This window comes from Pseudomonas sp. O39 (assembly GCF_045447295.1).
Classification (GTDB): domain Bacteria; phylum Pseudomonadota; class Gammaproteobacteria; order Pseudomonadales; family Pseudomonadaceae; genus Aquipseudomonas; species Aquipseudomonas antarctica_A.
The window spans coordinates 14,299-32,108 of record NZ_JBJGXV010000005.1; the positions used below are offsets into that span (position 1 = coordinate 14,299).

Below are 17,810 nucleotides of genomic sequence, written 5' to 3' on the forward strand. Positions count from 1 at the left end.
GGTTACTCCGAATCGTCGTTGGAAAGATCCAGGGCGATGTTCGCCGTGAGGTCTTTCGGGCAGTTGTGGGGCTTGAGCTTGATGTAGGCCTCGACGGCGGTTTTGCTCTTCCAGGTCAGCACGATGTCGCCGTCTTTCGGCGTCTCGATCTCTCCCGGGAACACCTGGCCGGCGAACTTGACCGACTTGGCCATCTGGCGCAGTGGCGCCATCAGCGCGTTGACGTTCACGGCCATGCTGTTGGGGGTGTTGTTCAAGCGACGATCAGCCACACGGCGGATTAGCAGCGGCCGCACCTGGCGCGCCGCCTTGTCCGTCAGGCGCAGATATTCGATTACCTGGTAGTCGCTGCCTGGGGTGTCCAGCATGTTGCCGTCGCCCCAATAAACACCCGGGTAGTCCGGGTAGGTCTGGGAAACAGAAAAGCGAGACTTGTCCAACTCGGCGCGGATTGCGGACGGCAGCGGCACGCCCTTTTTATCGACCGGCACACTGCCCAGGCCGGTTACGGCACCGGTGGCCACACGCATTGGGCTGTCGGCAATACTCACGGCAGCGTTGGCCAAGCGACCGGCCAACACGCCCAGGTCATTGCCGTGCAGCTGCGGCACCACCATCACACGCGGCGCTGCCACGTTGGCGGTAATTGCCTTTTGCTCGGCCACATATTCCGCCCAGGACTGCAGCACTGTCGGGCTGGCAGTTGCGGCCATCACGAACAAGCGGCGGCCGTAGACGTTATTAACCGACACTGCCGCGTCGTGCATGGCAGCCAGGTCGTCGCCCTTGGTCACAGGCTGGGTGATAACGACTGCCTCGACCGAAAAGCCCTGCTGCTGGCAAGTCTCCAGAGAGGCGCGCCAGTCGGTATCAGCCACGATCGGTGCCGCCAGACAGGCCCAGCGATCGCCGCCGTTCGAGCGCGCAGCAGTGATTTGTGTTTTCAGGTCACTGGCAGCAGTACCCAGGGCGACATCGAGGTCGCTTTCGGTATTGAGCGGCACCAGTTTGCCGAAGTTTTTGGGAGCGGTTTTCGGACCAGGCCCGATAAACAGAAAATAGCGTTCGATCTCAGTCACGGCGCCTTGGCCCAGATTGAGATTGTTAACGCTGACTTTGCCAAGTGCCATGCTGTGCCTCGTTAGCGGGGTGAATTAAGGATTTGTTCAAAGACCTGGTTAACCAGCTCGCGGGTTTCGCTGCCGGTCTCCACGCCAAGGAACTGGCGTTTTGGCAGGGTGATGTCCCAGCTTTGCGCGCCCGTTTTCTCTGTTTGTTCGTCGTTCAATATGCGGATCAGCAAGCCGGCCTTGGCGTAGTTCACATGCTCTTGAATCCATGCCACCGAAGGCCTGGCCATCGCCTTTTTGCCCTTCTGGCGAACACGGAAGCCCAGCCGGCGCAGGCGCTTGGCCTGTTTGTCGGTGCATGCAATACCGGGCGGGACTTTGTTCCAGCGGCGCATTTGCGCAGCGGTACGTCGCTCGCTGACGCCGTTGTGCTGCTGGGCGGCGACCCAACGGGTTAAGGCGTTCTTCCAGCCCAACTCGGCTTCGTCAGAACTAACGCGGGTGATCTGCAGTAGCTTGGCCAGGCCGGCTTCCATCTTCTTTTTGCCTTTGGCGCTGCCCTTGCGTTCAGCGAACGGGGTGCCGTCGGTGTTCTTCTGCTCGCGCACACGCTTACGGCTCATCGTCCGCACGCGTGTGGTCACTCTGTTCAGCAATCGCCGGCGCAGCTGCGGAGGCAGTTCAAGCAACGCCAACTGGGCGTCGACGTCGAGCAAGCCCCTGATATCGAGGTCGAGCGGGTTAGCGGCCATTGCTGCCAACCTCGCCATGCTCGGCAATCCACAGATCGAAAGGGACGAAAGCCCAGGTCTTGCCGAATGCCTCAATCTCGCCGGTGGGATCTTCGGCCAGGTACTGCGGCTCAACGAATTCCAGCGACAGCTCCACGTCGAAGCTGTCCTGGTCGAGCGGTTCGACGGTGAACATCGGCGCCGGCAGTTCGTGGCGGTCGCGGTCGGTGTCGTGGGTTTCCAGCCAACTGCCCACCAGGGCCATCAGCCTGGCCGGGTGGCCGGTGAAACGCTCCAGGGAGAACACGGCGCGATAGCGCATGTCACTCATGTGCAGGCCGTCGCGGTCGGGCTTCCAGATCAATTCCAGACTGACCTGCTCGGTCCAGCTGTCGAACTGCTCCGGGGCAACCAGGTTTCGGGCCATGAGGTAGGCGGTCAGCGCCTGCAGCTGGATCACAGCAGCGCCGCCGTGATGCGGCCACGGCCCTGCAGGGCACGCACGGCTTGCTGGCTGAAAGCCAGGAAGGTTTCGGCACGCTCGGGCGCTTCCTTGCCTGTGTTTTCGGCGCTTTCGCGTCGGGTGACGGTGGCGAACTGCGGCAGCAAGTTGCCCTTAGCGCGGCAGTACACGGCGCGCTTGTATAGCTTCACCTGGAAGGAACGTTCCGGCAGCAGCGTGGAATCTGCGGACTCGACACGCGCAACGCCGTTGGCTTGCCAGCGGGATTTGCACTTGGCCAAGTCCGTATTGACCTCGAACATGGCGGCGTTCAAAGCATCGGCCAGCAGCTCTACCAGGTATTCCGCCGGTAGGCGTTGTTCCTTCTGGAATTCGGACACGGAGAGGTCTGGCCAGAAGCCGTCATTCTCAATCGTCAGTTCCACAAAGGTGGTGGGTTTCCCGGAAAAGCTCATTGCTGGCTGCTCAAATAGGGCGGGGAGCCTGTTTTCAGTGGGACGGTCCATAAATGGGCGGCTCACTTCCACAGGTCCCCGCTGGGGGGGGTAGTCGGTTATTCGGAAGCCGGGGTAGCGGCCGCTTGTTTTGCCAGGGCCTTGCGGACCTTTTCGATACGGGTGTCGTTGCCGGCCTGGGCGTACAGTTCCGTCGAACGCTCCAGGTGCTTGAGTGCTTCCTCAAAATTCCCGGCCTCCATGGCACGCATACCGATTAACTTGTGGTACTTGCTCGGGATCTGCTCCGTCAGTTGCCATTCACCGTCAACTAGGGGCAGCAGGTCGGAGAGGTAAGGCTCTGGGCTGCGGTTGGCTTTGTATTCGGCGTAGGCCCACTCGCACACAGCGTCGGCGACGAAGGTCTGGATATCGCGGCGCTTGAAGCGCTCCGGCATCTGCTGGCCCTGCTCGATCAGGAAGTCCGCCAGTTCCAGGGCATCGTCGAACTGCGCGGTATCGAACAGCCAGACCATGACCTGCACCGCAACACGATTCGGGAAATTCAGCCCCGATTCGCAGTAGCGCTGGACGTATTCCTGGTACTTGGGTAGCAGCTCTTCGCGCTTGAGCGCCTGACGCCCAGCCAGGCCGTTAATGGCGCTGATCCGTGCCAAGTCCTGGTCCAAAGCCGCTTCTTGCAACAGCAGGTGTTTACGCGCATTGGCGGGACTGCTCAGGGCATCAGCCGGGGAATAGGCCATGCCTGCAGTAGCAGCGAGTGCCGCCACTGCAGTGCTGCCCAAGGCGATAGTGCGGCGCTTGTGCGCCAGGGCCAGGCTCACGCGACCACCAGCTCAACGTTTTCAGTAAACGCGATCTTTTCCAGCTGCTCGATCACGTAGCCTTCGTTGCGGCTGTTGTAGTCCTCGACTCGTGAGCGTTTCGGGTTCTCGATCGTCTGCTTACGCCAGCTGGTGTCCTGGAAGTAAATCGAGAGGTTGTCCCAGCTGGTGACCAACACCGCGTTGACCGGGAAGTTCGGCACGCTGAACGCCGGCAGACCGCCGTAGGTCGCAATGACCTGCGCGTTTTCGATGCGCTCTTTTTCGGTCGGGGTGTCCCCCTGCTTGGTGTACAGCTTGGCCTTGTCAGCGGCGAGCAAATCGGTGCCGATGATCGCAACCAGGTCGCCGTCTTCGCGCAGAATCTCGTCCACCATCTGCTTGGTGTCGTGCACCAGGGCATCAAGGTTGGCGTAGTCGCCACCGGCGCCGAGCGTGACCTTGCCAGCAGTGGTTCCCTCTTTCAGAACCTGCTGCGGGGCCTGCTCGCGCAGTTGCTGCAGCCAGCCCTTGTTCACGTCCTGCAGCTTGGGGAATTTCGCCAAGTCGGTCTGCGTGGCGGCGTGGGTACCATGGAAACCGATAACGATTCGGTCCTGCGCGATACGCTTCTGCACTGCAGCGGAATAACGCTCTTTGAAGTCCGGAAACTTCGCCCAGGCGTCGATTTTGGCGTACGGCAGGCCAACGTCCGACTGGGTATCAGCCAGCTCGTAGGTAGTATTGTCCAGCGCCGAAGCATCCTTGGCTTCTCGATCGGTTGTCTTGGTGTTGGTGCGGCCAGTGACTGGGCCATTCACACCGATGAAGACTTTTTCGCCCTTGATCTCACTCACCGGAACGACGTTGATACGCTCCAGGAAATCAGCCTTGGCGGTGATCGCGTCGTTCAGCTCCTGGGCGATCGTGGGTTCCACACTGAACATGCGGCTCGATCGCTCGACGCCATAGGCTTCGGCCATCGCTTCCTGCAGCTCGGCATATTGCTTGGCGCCACGGGCGCTTAAAGGCTGGGCCATATCAGAGCACCTTCTTTTTGGTGGTGGTCACCGGGCCGGCGTTGCGGGGCAACTGGCGACCGGTCGAGGTGTTCTGCAGTGCGGAGAACTGCTTTTGCAGCTTCTCCAACTGAACCAGAACGGCCTTGTTCGACCCACCGCTACGGCGGAACTCACGTTCCTCCTCGGCGGTTGTGACGATATCGTCCACGGCCGCGCTCACATCGTCGATGGGTGCTTGGTCTGGTTCTGGCGCATCTGCGGCGGCGGGTTCAATCACAGCCTGAATGCCGGCAGCGACGACAAGCAGCTGCTCCAGCAGAGCCTTGAGGGCCGTTGCGGTAGCTTCATCCATTGGGGTTTTGCTCTCAGTTGGGGTGGTGGGTTCGGCGGGGTCGGCATTCGTGGCAAAGCGCTTGAATAGGCCAGTGAGCAAGCCGATCAGCTTGCCGACCTCGCTCTGCGGTTCGGCTTCAAAGGAGCTCAGCTCGACGGAGGCGGCATAGAAGGAGTTTTGGTGGGTCTGCTTGGAAAAATAGAGTTCCTGGGTGCCCAGGCTGGCGGGCTCATCGGTGACGCCAAGACCTGTCAGGTAGGCTTTTCCGCTGCCGGCGAAGTTCGGGGTGATCTCGATGCTGGAAAAGAGCTTTTGGCCCTGATCATTCAGCTGCAGTAGGCGATCATTGGGCTTGAGCTGTGCCTCCAAGGCGATTTGCCCAGGCTCAAGGTCTTCGCCCTCTTCCACCAGGCGCACCGCAAAGACGGTACCGTGGGAACCGCTCCACCGTTCGTGGTCGCACCAGATCACCGCCGTGTATTTCGATGGTTTGTAGGTTTCAGCGATATCGCGCAGTTCCTGGGGAAGGATCTCGCGACCATCGGCGGTGGTGCCGCTGGTGGCGACACGTTTCCAGTACGAAACAAGGGAACGGGGCATGGGCGATAACTGCGCTCAATCGTTGAATGAGCCGCCACGATAGGGAGCCGCCAAGCCCCAAACAAACGGTTCAAATGCGCGTTTCTCCTATATTCGACATATAGGTGGATCACGGAATTTAACCCCGCGTTTCCAGCGTTTTCGCCGCATAGACTGCGGCCATGTACTACTCGACCGAAGTTAAAGAAGCCGCCAAACGCCTGTTTCTGCGCCGCTATAAGGCCAAGGAAATTCAGGCGCAGCTCAACCTGCCCAACATCCGCATCGTCTACTACTGGATACGCCAGGGCGGTTGGGAAGACATGCTGTCGGATGAAGAACCGCTGACGGCCGTTGGCCGGCGAATCACCCTCCTCCTGGACAAAGCCGGCAGCCTGACCAAGGATGAACTCAACGAGCTGGACCGGCTGACCACCTTGCGCGAGCGTCTATTGAAGCAAGCCGCCAAACCGTTGCCAGCGCCGATCGGGGAAACTGCCAACGAGCCACAGGAAGGCCGCCAGAGGCCGCGTGGCGAACGCTCGGCCCGGGGGGATAGCGGCGGAAAGAAACGCGAAAAGAAAGCCAAGAACGACATCAGCGGGCTGACCGAAGTCGACTTCCTGGATAAGTTCATCAGCAAGATGTACCGCTATCAGCAGGAGCTGTTCGCAGCCAAGCAAAGCCCGCTGACGTGCCGAATCCGCAATATCCTGAAAAGCCGCCAGGTGGGCCTGACGTACTACTTCGCCGGCGAAGCCTTCATGGACGCGGTGCTGACGGGTGACAACCAAGTATTCCTGTCAGCCAGCCGCTCGCAGTCGGAAATTTTCCGCAGTTACATCATCCAGTTTGCCAAGCAGTGGTTTGACATCGAGCTGACCGGCAACCCGATTACGCTCAGCAACGGCGCCGAGCTACGTTTCCTGTCGACCAACAGCAGCACCGCCCAGGGCTACCATGGCCACGTCTACGTCGATGAGTATTTCTGGATACGTGACTTCGACAAACTCAGCACCGTGGCCAGTGCCATGGGCACCCACAAGAAGTGGCGTAAAACCTACTTTTCGACGCCCAGCGCGGTGTCGCACCAGGCGTACCCGTTCTGGTCGGGCGAGGAATTCCGCAACAGCAAGCGCGGCAAGAAGGCCGGCGGCACCTGGCCCACCGAGGCGTCCTACACACAGGGCGCGCTGTGCCCGGATGGCCAATGGCGCAAGACAATCACCCTGGACGATGCCATCGCCGGCGGCTGCGATTTGTTCGACCTCGAGCAACTGCAGCTGGAGTACGACGAGGACAAATTTCAGCAACTGTTCTACTGCAAGTTCATCGACAGCAGCCAGAGCGCCTTCGGGCTCAAGGATCTGGAGCGGTGCTATTCCGACCTGTCGTTGTGGGAGGACTACAACCCGGATCTGGATCGGCCCTTCGGCAACAGCCCGGTATGGCTTGGATACGATCCGAGCCGCACCCGTGACGACGCCACGTGTGTGGTGGTCGCCCCGCCACTGGAACCCGGGGCGAAATTCCGCATTCTGGAAAAGCACAGCTGGCGGGGGCATTCGTTCACATACCAGGCCGCTCAGGTCAAAAAGCTTACCGAGCGTTTCAACGTGCAACACATCGGTATCGATATCACCGGTGTGGGATACGGCGTGTTCGACCTGGTGCGCGACTTTTACGCGAAGGCCACGCCGATCCACTACAGCCTTGAGACTAAAAACACACTGGTACTCAAGGCCCAAGACACGATCCAAGGCAGTCGCATCGAGTGGGACGCCGGATGGACCGATATCGCCCAGGCATTCCTGACCATCAAACGCGGCACCACCACCAGCGGCCAGGTGACCTACAGCGCTTCGCGCACGGACGCCACCGGCCACGCCGACATCGCCTGGGCCCTCATGCACGCCCTGGCCAATGAACCCCTAAACCACAACAAGCGGCGCCGCAGCCGCTATGTCACGAGCTCAACCAATGCCCAAGCCACGACGCAGAAAACCCCAGGCCAACCAGCAGGCGCAACAGCCACAGCCCATGCGGGCGTTCACCTTCGGGGAACCCGAACAGGTGCTGTCCGGCAACATCGGCGAGTACCTGGGGGTATTTCTCAGCGACGACGGCGAAATCTACAAGCCACCGGTGTCCCGGGCGGGCCTGGCCAAGCTGCTGCGCGCCAACGCTCACCATGGCGCCATTCCCAAGTTCAAGCGCAACCTGCTGTTGCGTGAATTCCTACCCTCAGAGGGCTGCAGTACGCAGACCATGGGCCGGGCCAGCCTGGATTACATGGTGTTTGGCGAAGCATATTTCTATCGCGATACCAACGCCTTTGGTGAAGTGCTGGAGATGCAGCACCTGCCGGCGATTAACATGCGGGTGAAGGTGGACGGCGGATTCAGGATGCTGCTGCCAGACAGCAAATATATGGACTTCGACCAGGACGAAATCGAACACGTCCTGGACTACGACGTGGAACAGAACATCTACGGCGTGCCCGACTACCTGGGCGGTCTGCAGGCGCTGTTGCTCAACGAAGCCGCGACCCTGTTCCGCCGGCGCTATTACAGCGACGGCGCACACGCGGGATACATCTTCTACACCAACGACCCGGACCTGACCGAGGAAGACGAAGAAAACCTGCGCGCCCAGATCAGCGCCAGTAAGGGCGTGGGCAACTTCCGCTCGATGTTCGTCAACATCCCCAACGGCAAGGAAAACGCGATTCAGATCATTCCCGTGGGGGACTTCCAAGCCAAGGACGAGCTGGAGAAGGTCAAGAACATTACCCGCAACGACGTGATCGCCGCCTGGCGGATGAACCCAGCTTTGGCCGGGATCATCCCGGAAAACAACGGCGGGTTTGGGGATATCGAAAAGATCGATCGCGTTTACACCAGTAACGAAATAAGGCCAATTTGTCAGCTGTTCAATCAGTTAAATGAAACACTGAGAAAAGACAGGAAAATAAGCTGGGAAAAGCCAATAACACTAGTTAATAGCACTCCAAAAACAGACTAAAGCAGCTATTACCACTAACAATTGTGGCAACATATAGGCTGTTGGCTGCCCTGGGGAGGGACACAATGAGAGTTGTATGCAAGTGCGGAAACAAAGGCCGTATCGCCTCTAGAGAAGAGCTTTCGCGGGATTTTGCGAAGCTGTATTGCCAGTGCCTCGACGCAACATGCGGGCACACATGGGTAGCGAATTTGACGTTTTCGCACACGCTCAGCCCGTCCGCTCAATCCTACGAAAGAATGCTATTTGACCGATTGAGGGATATGCCCAAGGCGAAGCAACGAGAACTGTTCGATCAGCTTGGCGCTGCTTGAGACCTAAGGAAACGCCGGTCACAAGGGGCCGGCGCATGCTTTCGAGGTTATGACAGGTTTGTCATTCGACGTCAGAGGGCTGAGCTAAATAACCAGTAATCCGTCGTACTTGCTTACGGTCTTTTTCAGATATTTGTCGGTATAGCTTGATAAGGCGCACTTCCAATGCAGTCAGTTCCAGCCATTCATTACCAACTGATTCGCGATAGCTGCTTTCCAATTTCTTGCGATCCAACATGCGTACTGCTCCGTTATTGCGTTTGCTGAACCGCCGTTATTTGGCAGTGATACCCAGCCTGACGCAGCAATTTCATCGGAGAGACGCAAATTGTTACAAGTTAATCGCGATGTTCATCCGCCTCAGCAGCCATGGACTTTACGATCCGACGCACAGTTTTTTGATCATCAGCAGGCAAACGCCTGAACTGTTCAACCAGATCCGCTTCTGCAGGATCAAGGCCCTGACCTGGTGGCGGGGAGCGGTGTCCAGAAAGCACGTAGCCCGCGTCAACCTTGTGTTCCGTCAATGCAGAAACATAACGAAGGTCCAATGAATTGGCACCTAGCTCGTAATTTTTTTGAGTCCCACGGCTGACCCCCAGCAACGTTCCAAAATCCGTTTGATTCAAACCTAATCGCTCGCGCTCTTCTCTTAGGCGATCACCTACCCCGTCAGCTATGAGCATTTTTTTATTCACCACACTTGACCTGATCAAATATTTGACCAAGAATCGCCCCAGACAAACAGAAATAACCACAAACAAACAGAGTAGACATGATGCCCGCCACCATTACACCCGAGCAAGCCCGGGCCGCTCTTGATCACAAGGGAGTGAGCATCGCGGAGTTCAGCCGCAGACACGGTTTGAATAAAAATTTAGTCAGCGACCTATTGAACGGTCGGATCAAAGGTCGCCGTGGGGAGGCACATCGCGCCGCCGTGTTGCTCGGCATCAAAGACGGCGTAATTGCACAGTAATAGCCAGGCCATTGGGGGAACAGCAGAAGATGAAAAGTCAGGTTCTAAAAACACGCCGTGAAGTCGTCAGTGCAATTATTTGCACCTTTGAAGGTGGCCGCGAACGCGCCGCCGCGCGCATCGGCCTGCCACTCAAGAAGTTCGATAACCACGCTTACGAGAACAACAACTGCCGCCCGCTGACAGATCTGCAGATCTTTCAACTGGAACAAGTCACAGGCACCCAGCACCTGGCCAACTACGTAGCGGCAATGTACGGCGGCATGTTTGTGCCGGTCATCCAACCGGAAAACCTGGACAACGTTGAGATGTACGCACGGGCAGTGCAGACCTCGGCCAAACAGGGCACGGTCGATCAGGTTATCGCTCAGGCGATCGAGGACGGCGTAATCACCGAAGACGAGGCCGAGCTGATCCTCAATGCGCACGTTCTGCACATAGCTGCGCGCACTGCCGAAATTCATGCCGCCATCGATCTTTACCGTGTCAAGTCAGGGAAAGGTCAATGAACACTCAGACAAATGCTTTGGACTACCAACAGTACATTCAGAACGCTGCACTGGCGTTCCTTAAGCGCCATCAAGCCGAACACCTGGGCGAACTATCGGCACTACGTAAACGGGCAGTCATTCATCTGGTGGAGAGCCTCGACGTGGCCAAACCGGTTGCAACCAAACTGACCGAACTTGCCCACATCGAGTTGTTGGACCTGGCACACCGCCAACGCTCCGCAAACTCCTAACACCCAACCCAACCAATCGCCGGCCCCACTTACCGTGGGTTTGGGTGAGCTGCGCCCGAAATTGAGGTTTAACGATGACAAACGCCGTAATTGTCACCACACATCTGCCCCCAGCCGAGGCCGAAGCGTTGCTGGCCAACCTGCGTGAACAGTATCGCTTGAGCCTCAACGAACACTGGTACGCCGACCAATTCCGCCTTGTTACGGCCGGTCTGCGCCACGGCGCGATTCTCGCCCATATCCCGGTCATGGCTGCGCAAAAACGCCTCATGGCAGCCCTGTCCCACAGCCTCAAAGCAGTGAAGTAACCCCATGAAAGAAGACCTACGTCACGACGTGCTGCAACGGCTTCAGGCCGACTTCGGGCTCAAGCACCGCACGGGCACCGACTACATGCGCGGCGGCACCTGCCCGAAGTGCAAAAAGAAAGAACTGTATTCCCGCTTTGATACGCCATGGATGGTGATTTGTGGTCGCCCCGAAAAGTGTGGCCACACCCTGCACGTAAAAGAGCTGTATGACGATCTGTTCGAAGACTGGAGCAAGCGAGCGCCGGCGACAGACCAGCACCCTAACGCAACAGCACGCGCCTACCTTGAGTTTGCCAGGGGCTTTCGGTTTGAGCTGATCCAGGGCTGGTTCACCCAGGAAACGTTCTACTCCGCTGAACACAACGCCGGCAGCGCAACGGTGCGCTTCGCCCTGGAAAAAGGCGGTTGGTGGGAACGCCTGATCGATCAACCGCACCGCTTCGGCAAGATGAAAGCGCGCTTCAAATCCAAGGACAGCTATCGCGGCGTCTGGTGGTGCCCGCCCTGCGTCGACCTTCTTGAAGCCAAGGAAATCTGGATTGTCGAAGGGATCTTCGATGCCATCGCTTTGGTGCACAACGACATCGTGGCTGTCTCGGCCATGTCCTCTAATGCGTTCCCAGGGGATTCGCTTAAAGCGTTGGTCAAGATCCGCGATGGCGGGAAGTTGCCCAAGTTGGTTTGGGCGCTTGATAACGAACCCAGCGCCAACGCATACACCCGGCGCTGGGTACGTGAAGCCCGCGCACTGGGCTTCGTCTGTGAGTCGGCACAGATCCCACAACGTGACGGCCGCAAATCAGACTGGAACGACGTTCATCAGCGCTGGAGCTTCATCCAGGACGACACCAAGCGCGCCGAACAGATCGCTGCTGACCTCAAGCAAGCCCGTCACCAGGGCGCCCTACTGCTGGCCGAGAGCGCAGCGGAAAAGGCCTTGCTGATGTACGACTGGAACAAGCGCGGGGAATTTCACCTGGGTTTCGGCAGCCGCCTGTACTGGTTCAAGTTGGACATGGAGAAATTCAACCGGGCCATGTCCGACATCGAGGACAGCGAGAATCACGACGACCAACTGCTTAACCAGGCGCAACAACGCGAAAAAGCGCTGCAGCAGTCAGGCAGTGTTGTGGAGATTGCCAACTGCTACCCACAAGCCCTGTACTTCCAGCGTAACGAGGTAACAGACGAATCCTGGTACTACCTACGCGTGGACTTCCCGCACGACTCCGAAAGCGTGAAAAACACCTTCACCAGCGGCCAGCTGTCGGCCGCAAGCGAATTCAAAAAGCGACTGCTCGGCATGGCGGCGGGCGCAATGTTTACCGGTAGTGGCCAGCAGCTCGACAAGCTCATGAAGGACCAACTGTTTGGCATCAAAACCGTTTCAACCATCGACTACGTGGGTTACAGCAAGGAATACGCCTGCTACGTCTACGGCGATATCGCGATCAAGGACGGCACCACCTACAAGGTCAACAGCGAAGACTATTTCGAGTTCGGCAAGCTGCGCCTAAAAACTCTGCAGAAAGGTGTCCCCATCAAACTGCAGCGCGAAGCAAAGGGCTTTGACGAGAAGTGGGTGCAGTTGCTGTGGACCTGCTTCGGCGCCCAGGGCTTTGTCGCCCTAGCGTTCTTCTTCGGCTCGCTGTTCTGCGAACAGATCCGCGCTCGCTACCAGTCCTTCCCGTTCCTGGAAGCTACCGGTGAAGCCGGCGCCGGCAAAACAACACTGCTGAACCTACTTTGGAAACTCCTCGGTCGTGAAGGCTATGAAGGATTTGACCCGATGAAATCCACCAAGGCCGGGCGCTCTCGTCTGATGGGCCAGGTCTCCGGTATGCCCGTTGTATTCCTGGAAGCCGATCGACACAGCGATGATCGGGCACACGCTAAAACCTTCGAATGGGACGAGCTGAAAGACTTCTACGGCGGCGGCACTTTGGCCACCAAAGGCGTCAAGACAGCGGGCAACGAAACGTATGAACCGCCTTTCCGGGGAACGATCGCAATCAGCCAAAACGCGGCTGTGGTCGCCCACGAAGCGATCATGACGCGCATTGTAAAACTGCACTTTGTACGCCCCAACGTCACACCAGAAAGCCGCGCTGCAGCTGATCAGTTAAACGCTTTAGACGGCGGCACCCTTAGCCACTTCCTTTTGCGTGCCGTGGGCAAAGAGTCCGCGGTGCTTGAGTTGTTCGCCCAGCGTATGTCCGAACACGAAGCGAAACTGCGTCGCCTGCATACCCAGTGCTTTGCCTGCGGCACCGCCTATACCAGCGATCAGGGCAACTGCTGCAGTTGCGGTTATGACTTGCGCGGGTACATCCGTGTTGAGCGCATCAGCAAGAACCACGCGCAGCTGCTCTCGCTGCTGGATTGCCTGCGCCTGGTGCTGAAGCTCAGTGATCCCCAGGTCGCTGCCACCCAGCGACAAATTGTGCGGATGGCGATCGAGCGCCAAGCCTCGATCAGTTCCGACCATTCGGCCGTGGCCGAGTTTTGGGAGGTGTACGACTACCTCGAGTCCTTGAGCGAAGAACCGGTGGTGAACCACAGCAGCGACCCCACCGTGATAGCTATCAACCTCAACGAATTCAGCGAACGCGCCGCTGAACACAAACAGAAGTTAGCCGACGTGGCTACGTTGCGCGATCTGCTTAAAGAGTCACGTTCCCGCAAGTTTCTAGACCGCAACAAGGCAGTACACAGCGCAGTCCGCGCTGCGATGAATAGCAAAACACCACTGGCGCCAGGTCGTCCCACGACAGTCAAGTGCTGGATTTTCAAAGCGTAAGGGAGGCTACAACGATGCAAATCCAAGTTTTTATGGGTAATGCTGGTGGCAGCAAGACGAGCAAGCTGCAGGAGATACAGGACCGGCTGGAATGGATGAATGCGGATGAGTTCGCTGTTATTGCTCAACTATTTGCTGGGCATCCATCGACTAGGAACGACAGAACTATTCGGACTTTTTCACTTGAAGGAGCAACACAATGAAAACGTTATTTGTCTTGATGGCTCAATACAACGGCCAGGTGGTCATTCCCCTGGATCGAGTATGTAAGGACTACTTCACTCATCTAACCACCGAGATGTTCCAGCGCAAGGTGGGGGCCGGGCAAATCAAGATTCCTATCACGCGTATGGAGCCAAGCCAAAAAAGCGCAAAGGGTATTCACATCACGGACCTTTCCGAATACCTGGATGCGCAACGCGCCGCTGCCGTCAAAGAGAGCAATCAGCTGAACAGCGCGCCACGCGGTAGCTAGATCACTTAAGTGTCCTGGCGCCCAGCTTTACGGGCGCCTGTAGGACTTTTTCCAACCACTTCCATTTTTCGTACGCGTCCCCGCGTCCGCGAAGGTGGGTATAGCGCCGCATTGAGTTCCAATCACGATGCCCCGATACACTCGCTACCCGAGGAATGTCCCAGTCCATTTCGAACAGGCGGCTGACACCGTCGTGGCGCAAGTCATGAAAGTGCAGATTCTCGATTCCAAGTATCTGACAAGCCCTGGTCCATGAAGTGGATACAGACTCTGCACTGTAAGGAAATATCTCCGGTAGCACCTTCGGCATGGTTTGGAGAATTGCCCAGGCTTCTGGCGGTAAATGGCACCACACGTCGTTACCAATCTTCTGGCCAGGGTTTTTCATGTCACGTACCAGTACCCGATGGCCCACCTCATCGAGATCCGTCCACTGAATCCGCGTAATTTCCTCCTGCCGGCGTGTTGAAAACAATGCGAACCCGGTCATCTTGAGCATGTTGATCGACGTTGGGCGGCGCGCTTGGATACCCTGAAAGTGCGTAAGTAGCTTGTCGAGTTCCTCCAAAGTGGGGCGTCGATCTCGCTCGCGACTTTTCATGTTATACCCCAGCTTTTTCAAGACCCGCCGTGCATCCGTCATTGCGTGTGGGTCGACTGCATAACCCCAGGCAGGCCGAGCGATAGATAGCACCGCACCCAGATGCGCCAGATCATTGCCAGCCGTCTGTGGCTGTACTGTCCCGCCCTCCTTGCCCATGCGCCACAGCGCGTACTCCACCAGCACCTGACTGCTAATGTCCTGATCGTTCAATTTGCCCAGGTACGATTCGCTAATTGCTTTGAGCGTAGCGAGCTTGGTCTTACCCAAAGGTCGGACCTTTTCCATCTCACTCAAATAACGATCAATCATCTCCTTGACCGTCGCGGCTTTGCGGTTAGCGCGCTCGATCGCGCCGGGCTCAGCCAGCTCGGTTTCGCGTTTGCGAGCCCACGCTTGGGCGGCCTGTTTCCGGGCGAAGGTCTGGCACTCTTGGTAGACTAAGGCCCCTTTGTTTTTAAGGCGGATCTGGACCGTATAACTGACCGATCCGTCGGCCTTCTTTCTTGCTCTAATGGTTGCCATCGTTCCAGTGGTACAAATGAGAAAGTGAGTGGTACATTTTACCACCGGCCTTTAAAAAACGTCTGAAAACGCCTAAAAACGGCCCAGAATTCGCAGAGAAAAATGCTAGCTAAAACAGTCACTAAACCACAGAACACAAGCTCTGCACTGTCTCGGCGGTTTAGCGTTGCGCCCATGATGGACTGGACCGACCGCCACTGCCGGTTCTTCCTGCGCCTGCTCTCCAAGCACGCCCTGCTCTACACCGAGATGGTCACCACTGGCGCGATCCTGCATGGCGACCACGAGCGCTTCCTGCGTCACAACGAAGCCGAGCACCCGCTTGCGCTGCAGTTGGGGGGCAGTGTTCCTGCCGACCTGGCCGCTTGCGCGCGTATGGCTGAGGCTGCCGGTTACGATGAAGTGAACTTGAACGTCGGCTGCCCGAGTGATCGGGTGCAGAACAATATGATCGGCGCGATCCTGATGGCGCACCCTGCGCTTGTGGCGGATTGCGTGAAGGCGATGCGTGATGCGGTGTCGATTCCGGTGACGGTGAAGCATCGTATCGGGATCAATGGGCGCGACAGTTATGCCGAGTTGTGTGATTTCGTCGGGACGGTGAGGGATGCCGGGTGCACCAGTTTTACGGTGCATGCGCGGATTGCGATTCTGGAGGGGTTGTCGCCGAAGGAGAATCGCGACATTCCGCCGTTGCGCTATGACGTGGCGGCGCAGTTGAAGCAGGATTTCCCGGAGCTGGAGATTGTGCTGAACGGTGGGATCAAGACGCTGGAGCAGTGCCAAGCGCATTTGCAGGTGTTTGATGGGGTGATGTTGGGGCGCGAGGCTTATCACAATCCGTATTTGCTGGCGGAGGTGGATCAGCAGTTGTTTGGCAGTGAGGCGCCGGTGATTAGTCGGGCTGAGGCGCTGGCGCAGTTGCGGCCGTATATTGCGGAGCATTTGGCCAGTGGTGGGGCGATGCATCACATTACTCGGCATGTGCTGGGGTTGGGGACAGGGTTTCCGGGGGCTCGCCGGTTCAGGCAGTTGTTGTCGGTGGATATTCATAAGGCGAGTGATCCGTTGGCGTTGCTGGATCAGGCGGGGGAGTTGTTGGAGGGGCGGTGATTTAGCGGGTTGGGTGTCAGTGGGGTTATTTGGGGCTGACAGGCCGCCTTCGCGAGCAAGCCCGCTCCCACAGTTTTGGGTGATGGGTGTCAGGGGGATGTTTAGTGGCTGGGCTGGCATCATCGCAAGCAAGCCCACTCCCACAGTTTTGGGTGATGGGTGTCAGGGGGATGTTTAGTGGCTGGGCTGGCGTCATCGCTGGCAAGCCAGCTCCCACATTTTGAGCTGTGTGCATCAGGTAGGTGGTGGTGGTTTTTTGAGGGCGTCATTGCTGATACGCCAGCTCCCACATTTTGCCCGGGGTGGTCATCGGGCAGTTGGGTTGAACCTGATGGCGATTTTGGCCTCCTAACTAGCAGTATGGCCGGTGATTCAAACGGCTGTTTTCAGGTTGTTGCCCTCGCAAACGATCGAACGCATTTGCGCCCTTGAGCGCCTGCCGGCGCTCGGGTAATGTCATCAGACCCACAGGACAGAGCACGCCCATGACTTCCAAGCTGGAACAACTCAAGCAATTCACCACCGTTGTAGCCGATACCGGCGATTTTTCTACTCTCGCCAAGCTCAAGCCGCAAGACGCCACCACCAACCCTTCCCTGCTGCTCAAGGCCGCTTCGATCCCAGGCTATGCCAAGCTGCTGGATGAGTGCGTTAAGGACTGTAACGGCGACGTGGGCCTGGCCAGCGACCGTTTTGCGGTGGCGGTGGGTCAAGAGATTCTGAAAGTCGTACCGGGCCGTATTTCCACTGAGGTGGATGCCCGCCTGTCGTTCGACACTGACGCCGTACTCAAGCGTGCGCACCGTCTGATCGACCTGTACGACAAAGCCGGCGTTGGCCGTGACCGTGTGCTGATCAAGATCGCCTCCACCTGGGAAGGCATCCGTGCAGCCGAAACACTGGAAAAAGAAGGTATCCAGACCAACCTGACGCTGCTGTTCTCGTTTGCCCAGGCCGTGGCCTGTGCCGAGGCTGGGGTGTTCCTGATTTCGCCGTTCGTGGGCCGTATCTACGACTGGTACAAGAAGGCCAACGGCAACGACTACACCGGTTCCGATGATCCGGGCGTGCAGTCGGTGACGCGCATCTACAACTACTACAAGGCCAATGGCTACAAGACGGTGGTGATGGGTGCGAGCTTCCGTAACCTCAGCCAGATTGAAGAGCTGGCCGGGTGTGATCGCCTGACCATCAGCCCGGACCTGCTGGAGAAGCTGGCGGCGGATGAAGGCAAGCTGGAGCGCAAGCTGGCACCAGGCCATGCCGGTGAAGCACGGGTGCATTTGACTGAAGCGCAGTTCCGTTGGGAGTCCAACGAGGACGCGATGGCGACTGAGAAACTGGCGGAGGGGATTCGTCAGTTTGCTCGGGACCAGGAGAAGTTGGAGGCGTTGTTGGCTGCCAAGTTGTAAGGCAGTCGGCGACAAAAAGGGCGGCACCTGTGAGGGTGCCGCCCTTTTTTGTGCCTT

At 58.0% G+C, this 17,810-nt stretch carries 22 protein-coding genes; 12 read left to right on the forward strand and 10 right to left on the reverse strand.

Translation table 11 applies throughout. The features are described from left to right. Nucleotides 1-2: 2 nt before the first annotated feature. From ACI77D_RS09025 to ACI77D_RS09055, 7 genes are all read right to left on the reverse strand, one after another. Complete coding sequence (locus ACI77D_RS09025) at nt 3-1,130, reverse strand: DUF2586 domain-containing protein (protein ID WP_407016425.1); 1,128 nt, start codon at nt 1,128-1,130, stop codon at nt 3-5. 11 nt (nt 1,131-1,141) lie between these two features. Continuing rightward, nucleotides 1,142-1,822 carry a virion morphogenesis protein gene (locus ACI77D_RS09030; RefSeq protein ID WP_407016427.1) on the reverse strand — a complete coding sequence of 227 codons (681 nt, stop codon included), beginning with the start codon at nt 1,820-1,822 and terminating at the stop codon, nt 1,142-1,144. Continuing rightward, complete coding sequence (locus ACI77D_RS09035; protein ID WP_407016428.1) at nt 1,812-2,261, reverse strand: phage tail protein; 450 nt, start codon at nt 2,259-2,261, stop codon at nt 1,812-1,814. The genes ACI77D_RS09030 and ACI77D_RS09035 overlap by 11 nt, the downstream gene beginning before the upstream one ends. Then, complete coding sequence (locus ACI77D_RS09040) at nt 2,258-2,719, reverse strand: head completion/stabilization protein (RefSeq protein ID WP_407016429.1); 462 nt, start codon at nt 2,717-2,719, stop codon at nt 2,258-2,260. Before ACI77D_RS09040 ends, ACI77D_RS09035 begins: the two co-directional genes overlap by 4 nt. 98 nt (nt 2,720-2,817) lie before the next feature. Then, the gene (gene gpM / locus ACI77D_RS09045; RefSeq protein WP_407016430.1) at nt 2,818-3,543 is read right to left on the reverse strand and encodes a phage terminase small subunit; all 726 of its coding nucleotides are present in this window, start codon (nt 3,541-3,543) and stop codon (nt 2,818-2,820) included. Further along, nucleotides 3,540-4,562, reverse strand: coding sequence for a phage major capsid protein, P2 family (locus ACI77D_RS09050; protein WP_407016431.1), 1,023 nt, complete (start codon nt 4,560-4,562; stop codon nt 3,540-3,542). Before ACI77D_RS09050 ends, gpM begins: the two co-directional genes overlap by 4 nt. A 1-nt stretch (nt 4,563) precedes the next feature. Then, a complete protein-coding gene (locus tag ACI77D_RS09055; RefSeq protein ID WP_407016432.1) occupies nt 4,564-5,478 on the reverse strand; it encodes a GPO family capsid scaffolding protein in 915 nt (304 codons plus the stop codon). Between the two features lie 161 nt (nt 5,479-5,639). On the opposite strand from ACI77D_RS09055, the gene ACI77D_RS09060 reads away from it, so the two are divergent. The 3 genes from ACI77D_RS09060 to ACI77D_RS09070 all read left to right on the forward strand — a co-directional run bounded on the left by ACI77D_RS09060 (nt 5,640) and on the right by ACI77D_RS09070 (nt 8,795). Beyond that, nucleotides 5,640-7,691 (forward strand): terminase large subunit domain-containing protein, encoded by a 2,052-nt coding sequence (locus ACI77D_RS09060; RefSeq protein ID WP_407016433.1) that lies wholly within the window; start codon nt 5,640-5,642, stop codon nt 7,689-7,691. Beyond that, a complete protein-coding gene (locus tag ACI77D_RS09065; RefSeq protein ID WP_407016549.1) occupies nt 7,603-8,481 on the forward strand; it encodes a phage portal protein in 879 nt (292 codons plus the stop codon). The genes ACI77D_RS09060 and ACI77D_RS09065 overlap by 89 nt, the downstream gene beginning before the upstream one ends. 65 nt (nt 8,482-8,546) lie before the next feature. Then, the gene (locus ACI77D_RS09070) at nt 8,547-8,795 is read left to right on the forward strand and encodes an ogr/Delta-like zinc finger family protein (RefSeq protein ID WP_407016434.1); all 249 of its coding nucleotides are present in this window, start codon (nt 8,547-8,549) and stop codon (nt 8,793-8,795) included. Nucleotides 8,796-8,856: 61 nt separating this feature from the next. On the opposite strand, the gene ACI77D_RS09075 is transcribed toward ACI77D_RS09070, so the two are convergent. Both ACI77D_RS09075 and ACI77D_RS09080 read right to left on the reverse strand, forming a co-directional pair. Then, entirely contained in the window at nt 8,857-9,033 is a 177-nt protein-coding gene (locus tag ACI77D_RS09075) for a hypothetical protein (RefSeq protein ID WP_407016435.1), read from the reverse strand. A gap of 100 nt (nt 9,034-9,133) precedes the next feature. Continuing rightward, complete coding sequence (locus ACI77D_RS09080) at nt 9,134-9,481, reverse strand: helix-turn-helix transcriptional regulator (protein WP_128588458.1); 348 nt, start codon at nt 9,479-9,481, stop codon at nt 9,134-9,136. Between the two features lie 92 nt (nt 9,482-9,573). Between ACI77D_RS09080 and ACI77D_RS09085 the strand changes: the two genes are divergently transcribed. The 7 genes from ACI77D_RS09085 to ACI77D_RS09115 all read left to right on the forward strand — a co-directional run bounded on the left by ACI77D_RS09085 (nt 9,574) and on the right by ACI77D_RS09115 (nt 14,102). Then, a complete protein-coding gene (locus tag ACI77D_RS09085; protein WP_128588461.1) occupies nt 9,574-9,774 on the forward strand; it encodes a DNA-binding protein in 201 nt (66 codons plus the stop codon). A 29-nt stretch (nt 9,775-9,803) separates the two neighbouring features. Then, nucleotides 9,804-10,283, forward strand: a complete 480-nt coding sequence (locus ACI77D_RS09090; protein ID WP_407016436.1) for a YmfL family putative regulatory protein — start codon at nt 9,804-9,806, stop codon at nt 10,281-10,283. Beyond that, nucleotides 10,280-10,516 (forward strand): hypothetical protein, encoded by a 237-nt coding sequence (locus tag ACI77D_RS09095; RefSeq protein ID WP_407016437.1) that lies wholly within the window; start codon nt 10,280-10,282, stop codon nt 10,514-10,516. The genes ACI77D_RS09090 and ACI77D_RS09095 overlap by 4 nt, the downstream gene beginning before the upstream one ends. 74 nt (nt 10,517-10,590) lie before the next feature. Beyond that, nucleotides 10,591-10,824, forward strand: coding sequence for a hypothetical protein (locus tag ACI77D_RS09100; RefSeq protein ID WP_407016438.1), 234 nt, complete (start codon nt 10,591-10,593; stop codon nt 10,822-10,824). Nucleotides 10,825-10,828: 4 nt separating this feature from the next. Then, a complete protein-coding gene (locus tag ACI77D_RS09105; protein ID WP_407016439.1) occupies nt 10,829-13,627 on the forward strand; it encodes a toprim domain-containing protein in 2,799 nt (932 codons plus the stop codon). 14 nt (nt 13,628-13,641) lie between these two features. Further along, the gene (locus tag ACI77D_RS09110; protein ID WP_407016440.1) at nt 13,642-13,830 is read left to right on the forward strand and encodes a hypothetical protein; all 189 of its coding nucleotides are present in this window, start codon (nt 13,642-13,644) and stop codon (nt 13,828-13,830) included. Then, on the forward strand, nt 13,827-14,102 hold the full coding sequence (locus ACI77D_RS09115; protein ID WP_215502449.1) for a pyocin activator PrtN family protein: 276 nt from the start codon (nt 13,827-13,829) through the stop codon (nt 14,100-14,102). The genes ACI77D_RS09110 and ACI77D_RS09115 overlap by 4 nt, the downstream gene beginning before the upstream one ends. A 1-nt stretch (nt 14,103) precedes the next feature. On the opposite strand, the gene ACI77D_RS09120 is transcribed toward ACI77D_RS09115, so the two are convergent. Beyond that, nucleotides 14,104-15,228: a tyrosine-type recombinase/integrase gene (locus ACI77D_RS09120; RefSeq protein WP_407016441.1), complete on the reverse strand. Its 1,125-nt coding sequence runs from the start codon at nt 15,226-15,228 to the stop codon at nt 14,104-14,106. A gap of 102 nt (nt 15,229-15,330) precedes the next feature. Here ACI77D_RS09120 and dusA point away from each other — a divergent pair, with 102 nt between their 5' ends. Further along, complete coding sequence (gene dusA, locus ACI77D_RS09125) at nt 15,331-16,341, forward strand: tRNA dihydrouridine(20/20a) synthase DusA (RefSeq protein ID WP_407016443.1); 1,011 nt, start codon at nt 15,331-15,333, stop codon at nt 16,339-16,341. A gap of 485 nt (nt 16,342-16,826) precedes the next feature. Next, nucleotides 16,827-17,753: a transaldolase gene (tal, locus tag ACI77D_RS09130; RefSeq protein WP_064451405.1), complete on the forward strand. Its 927-nt coding sequence runs from the start codon at nt 16,827-16,829 to the stop codon at nt 17,751-17,753. Nucleotides 17,754-17,810: the final 57 nt, after the last annotated feature.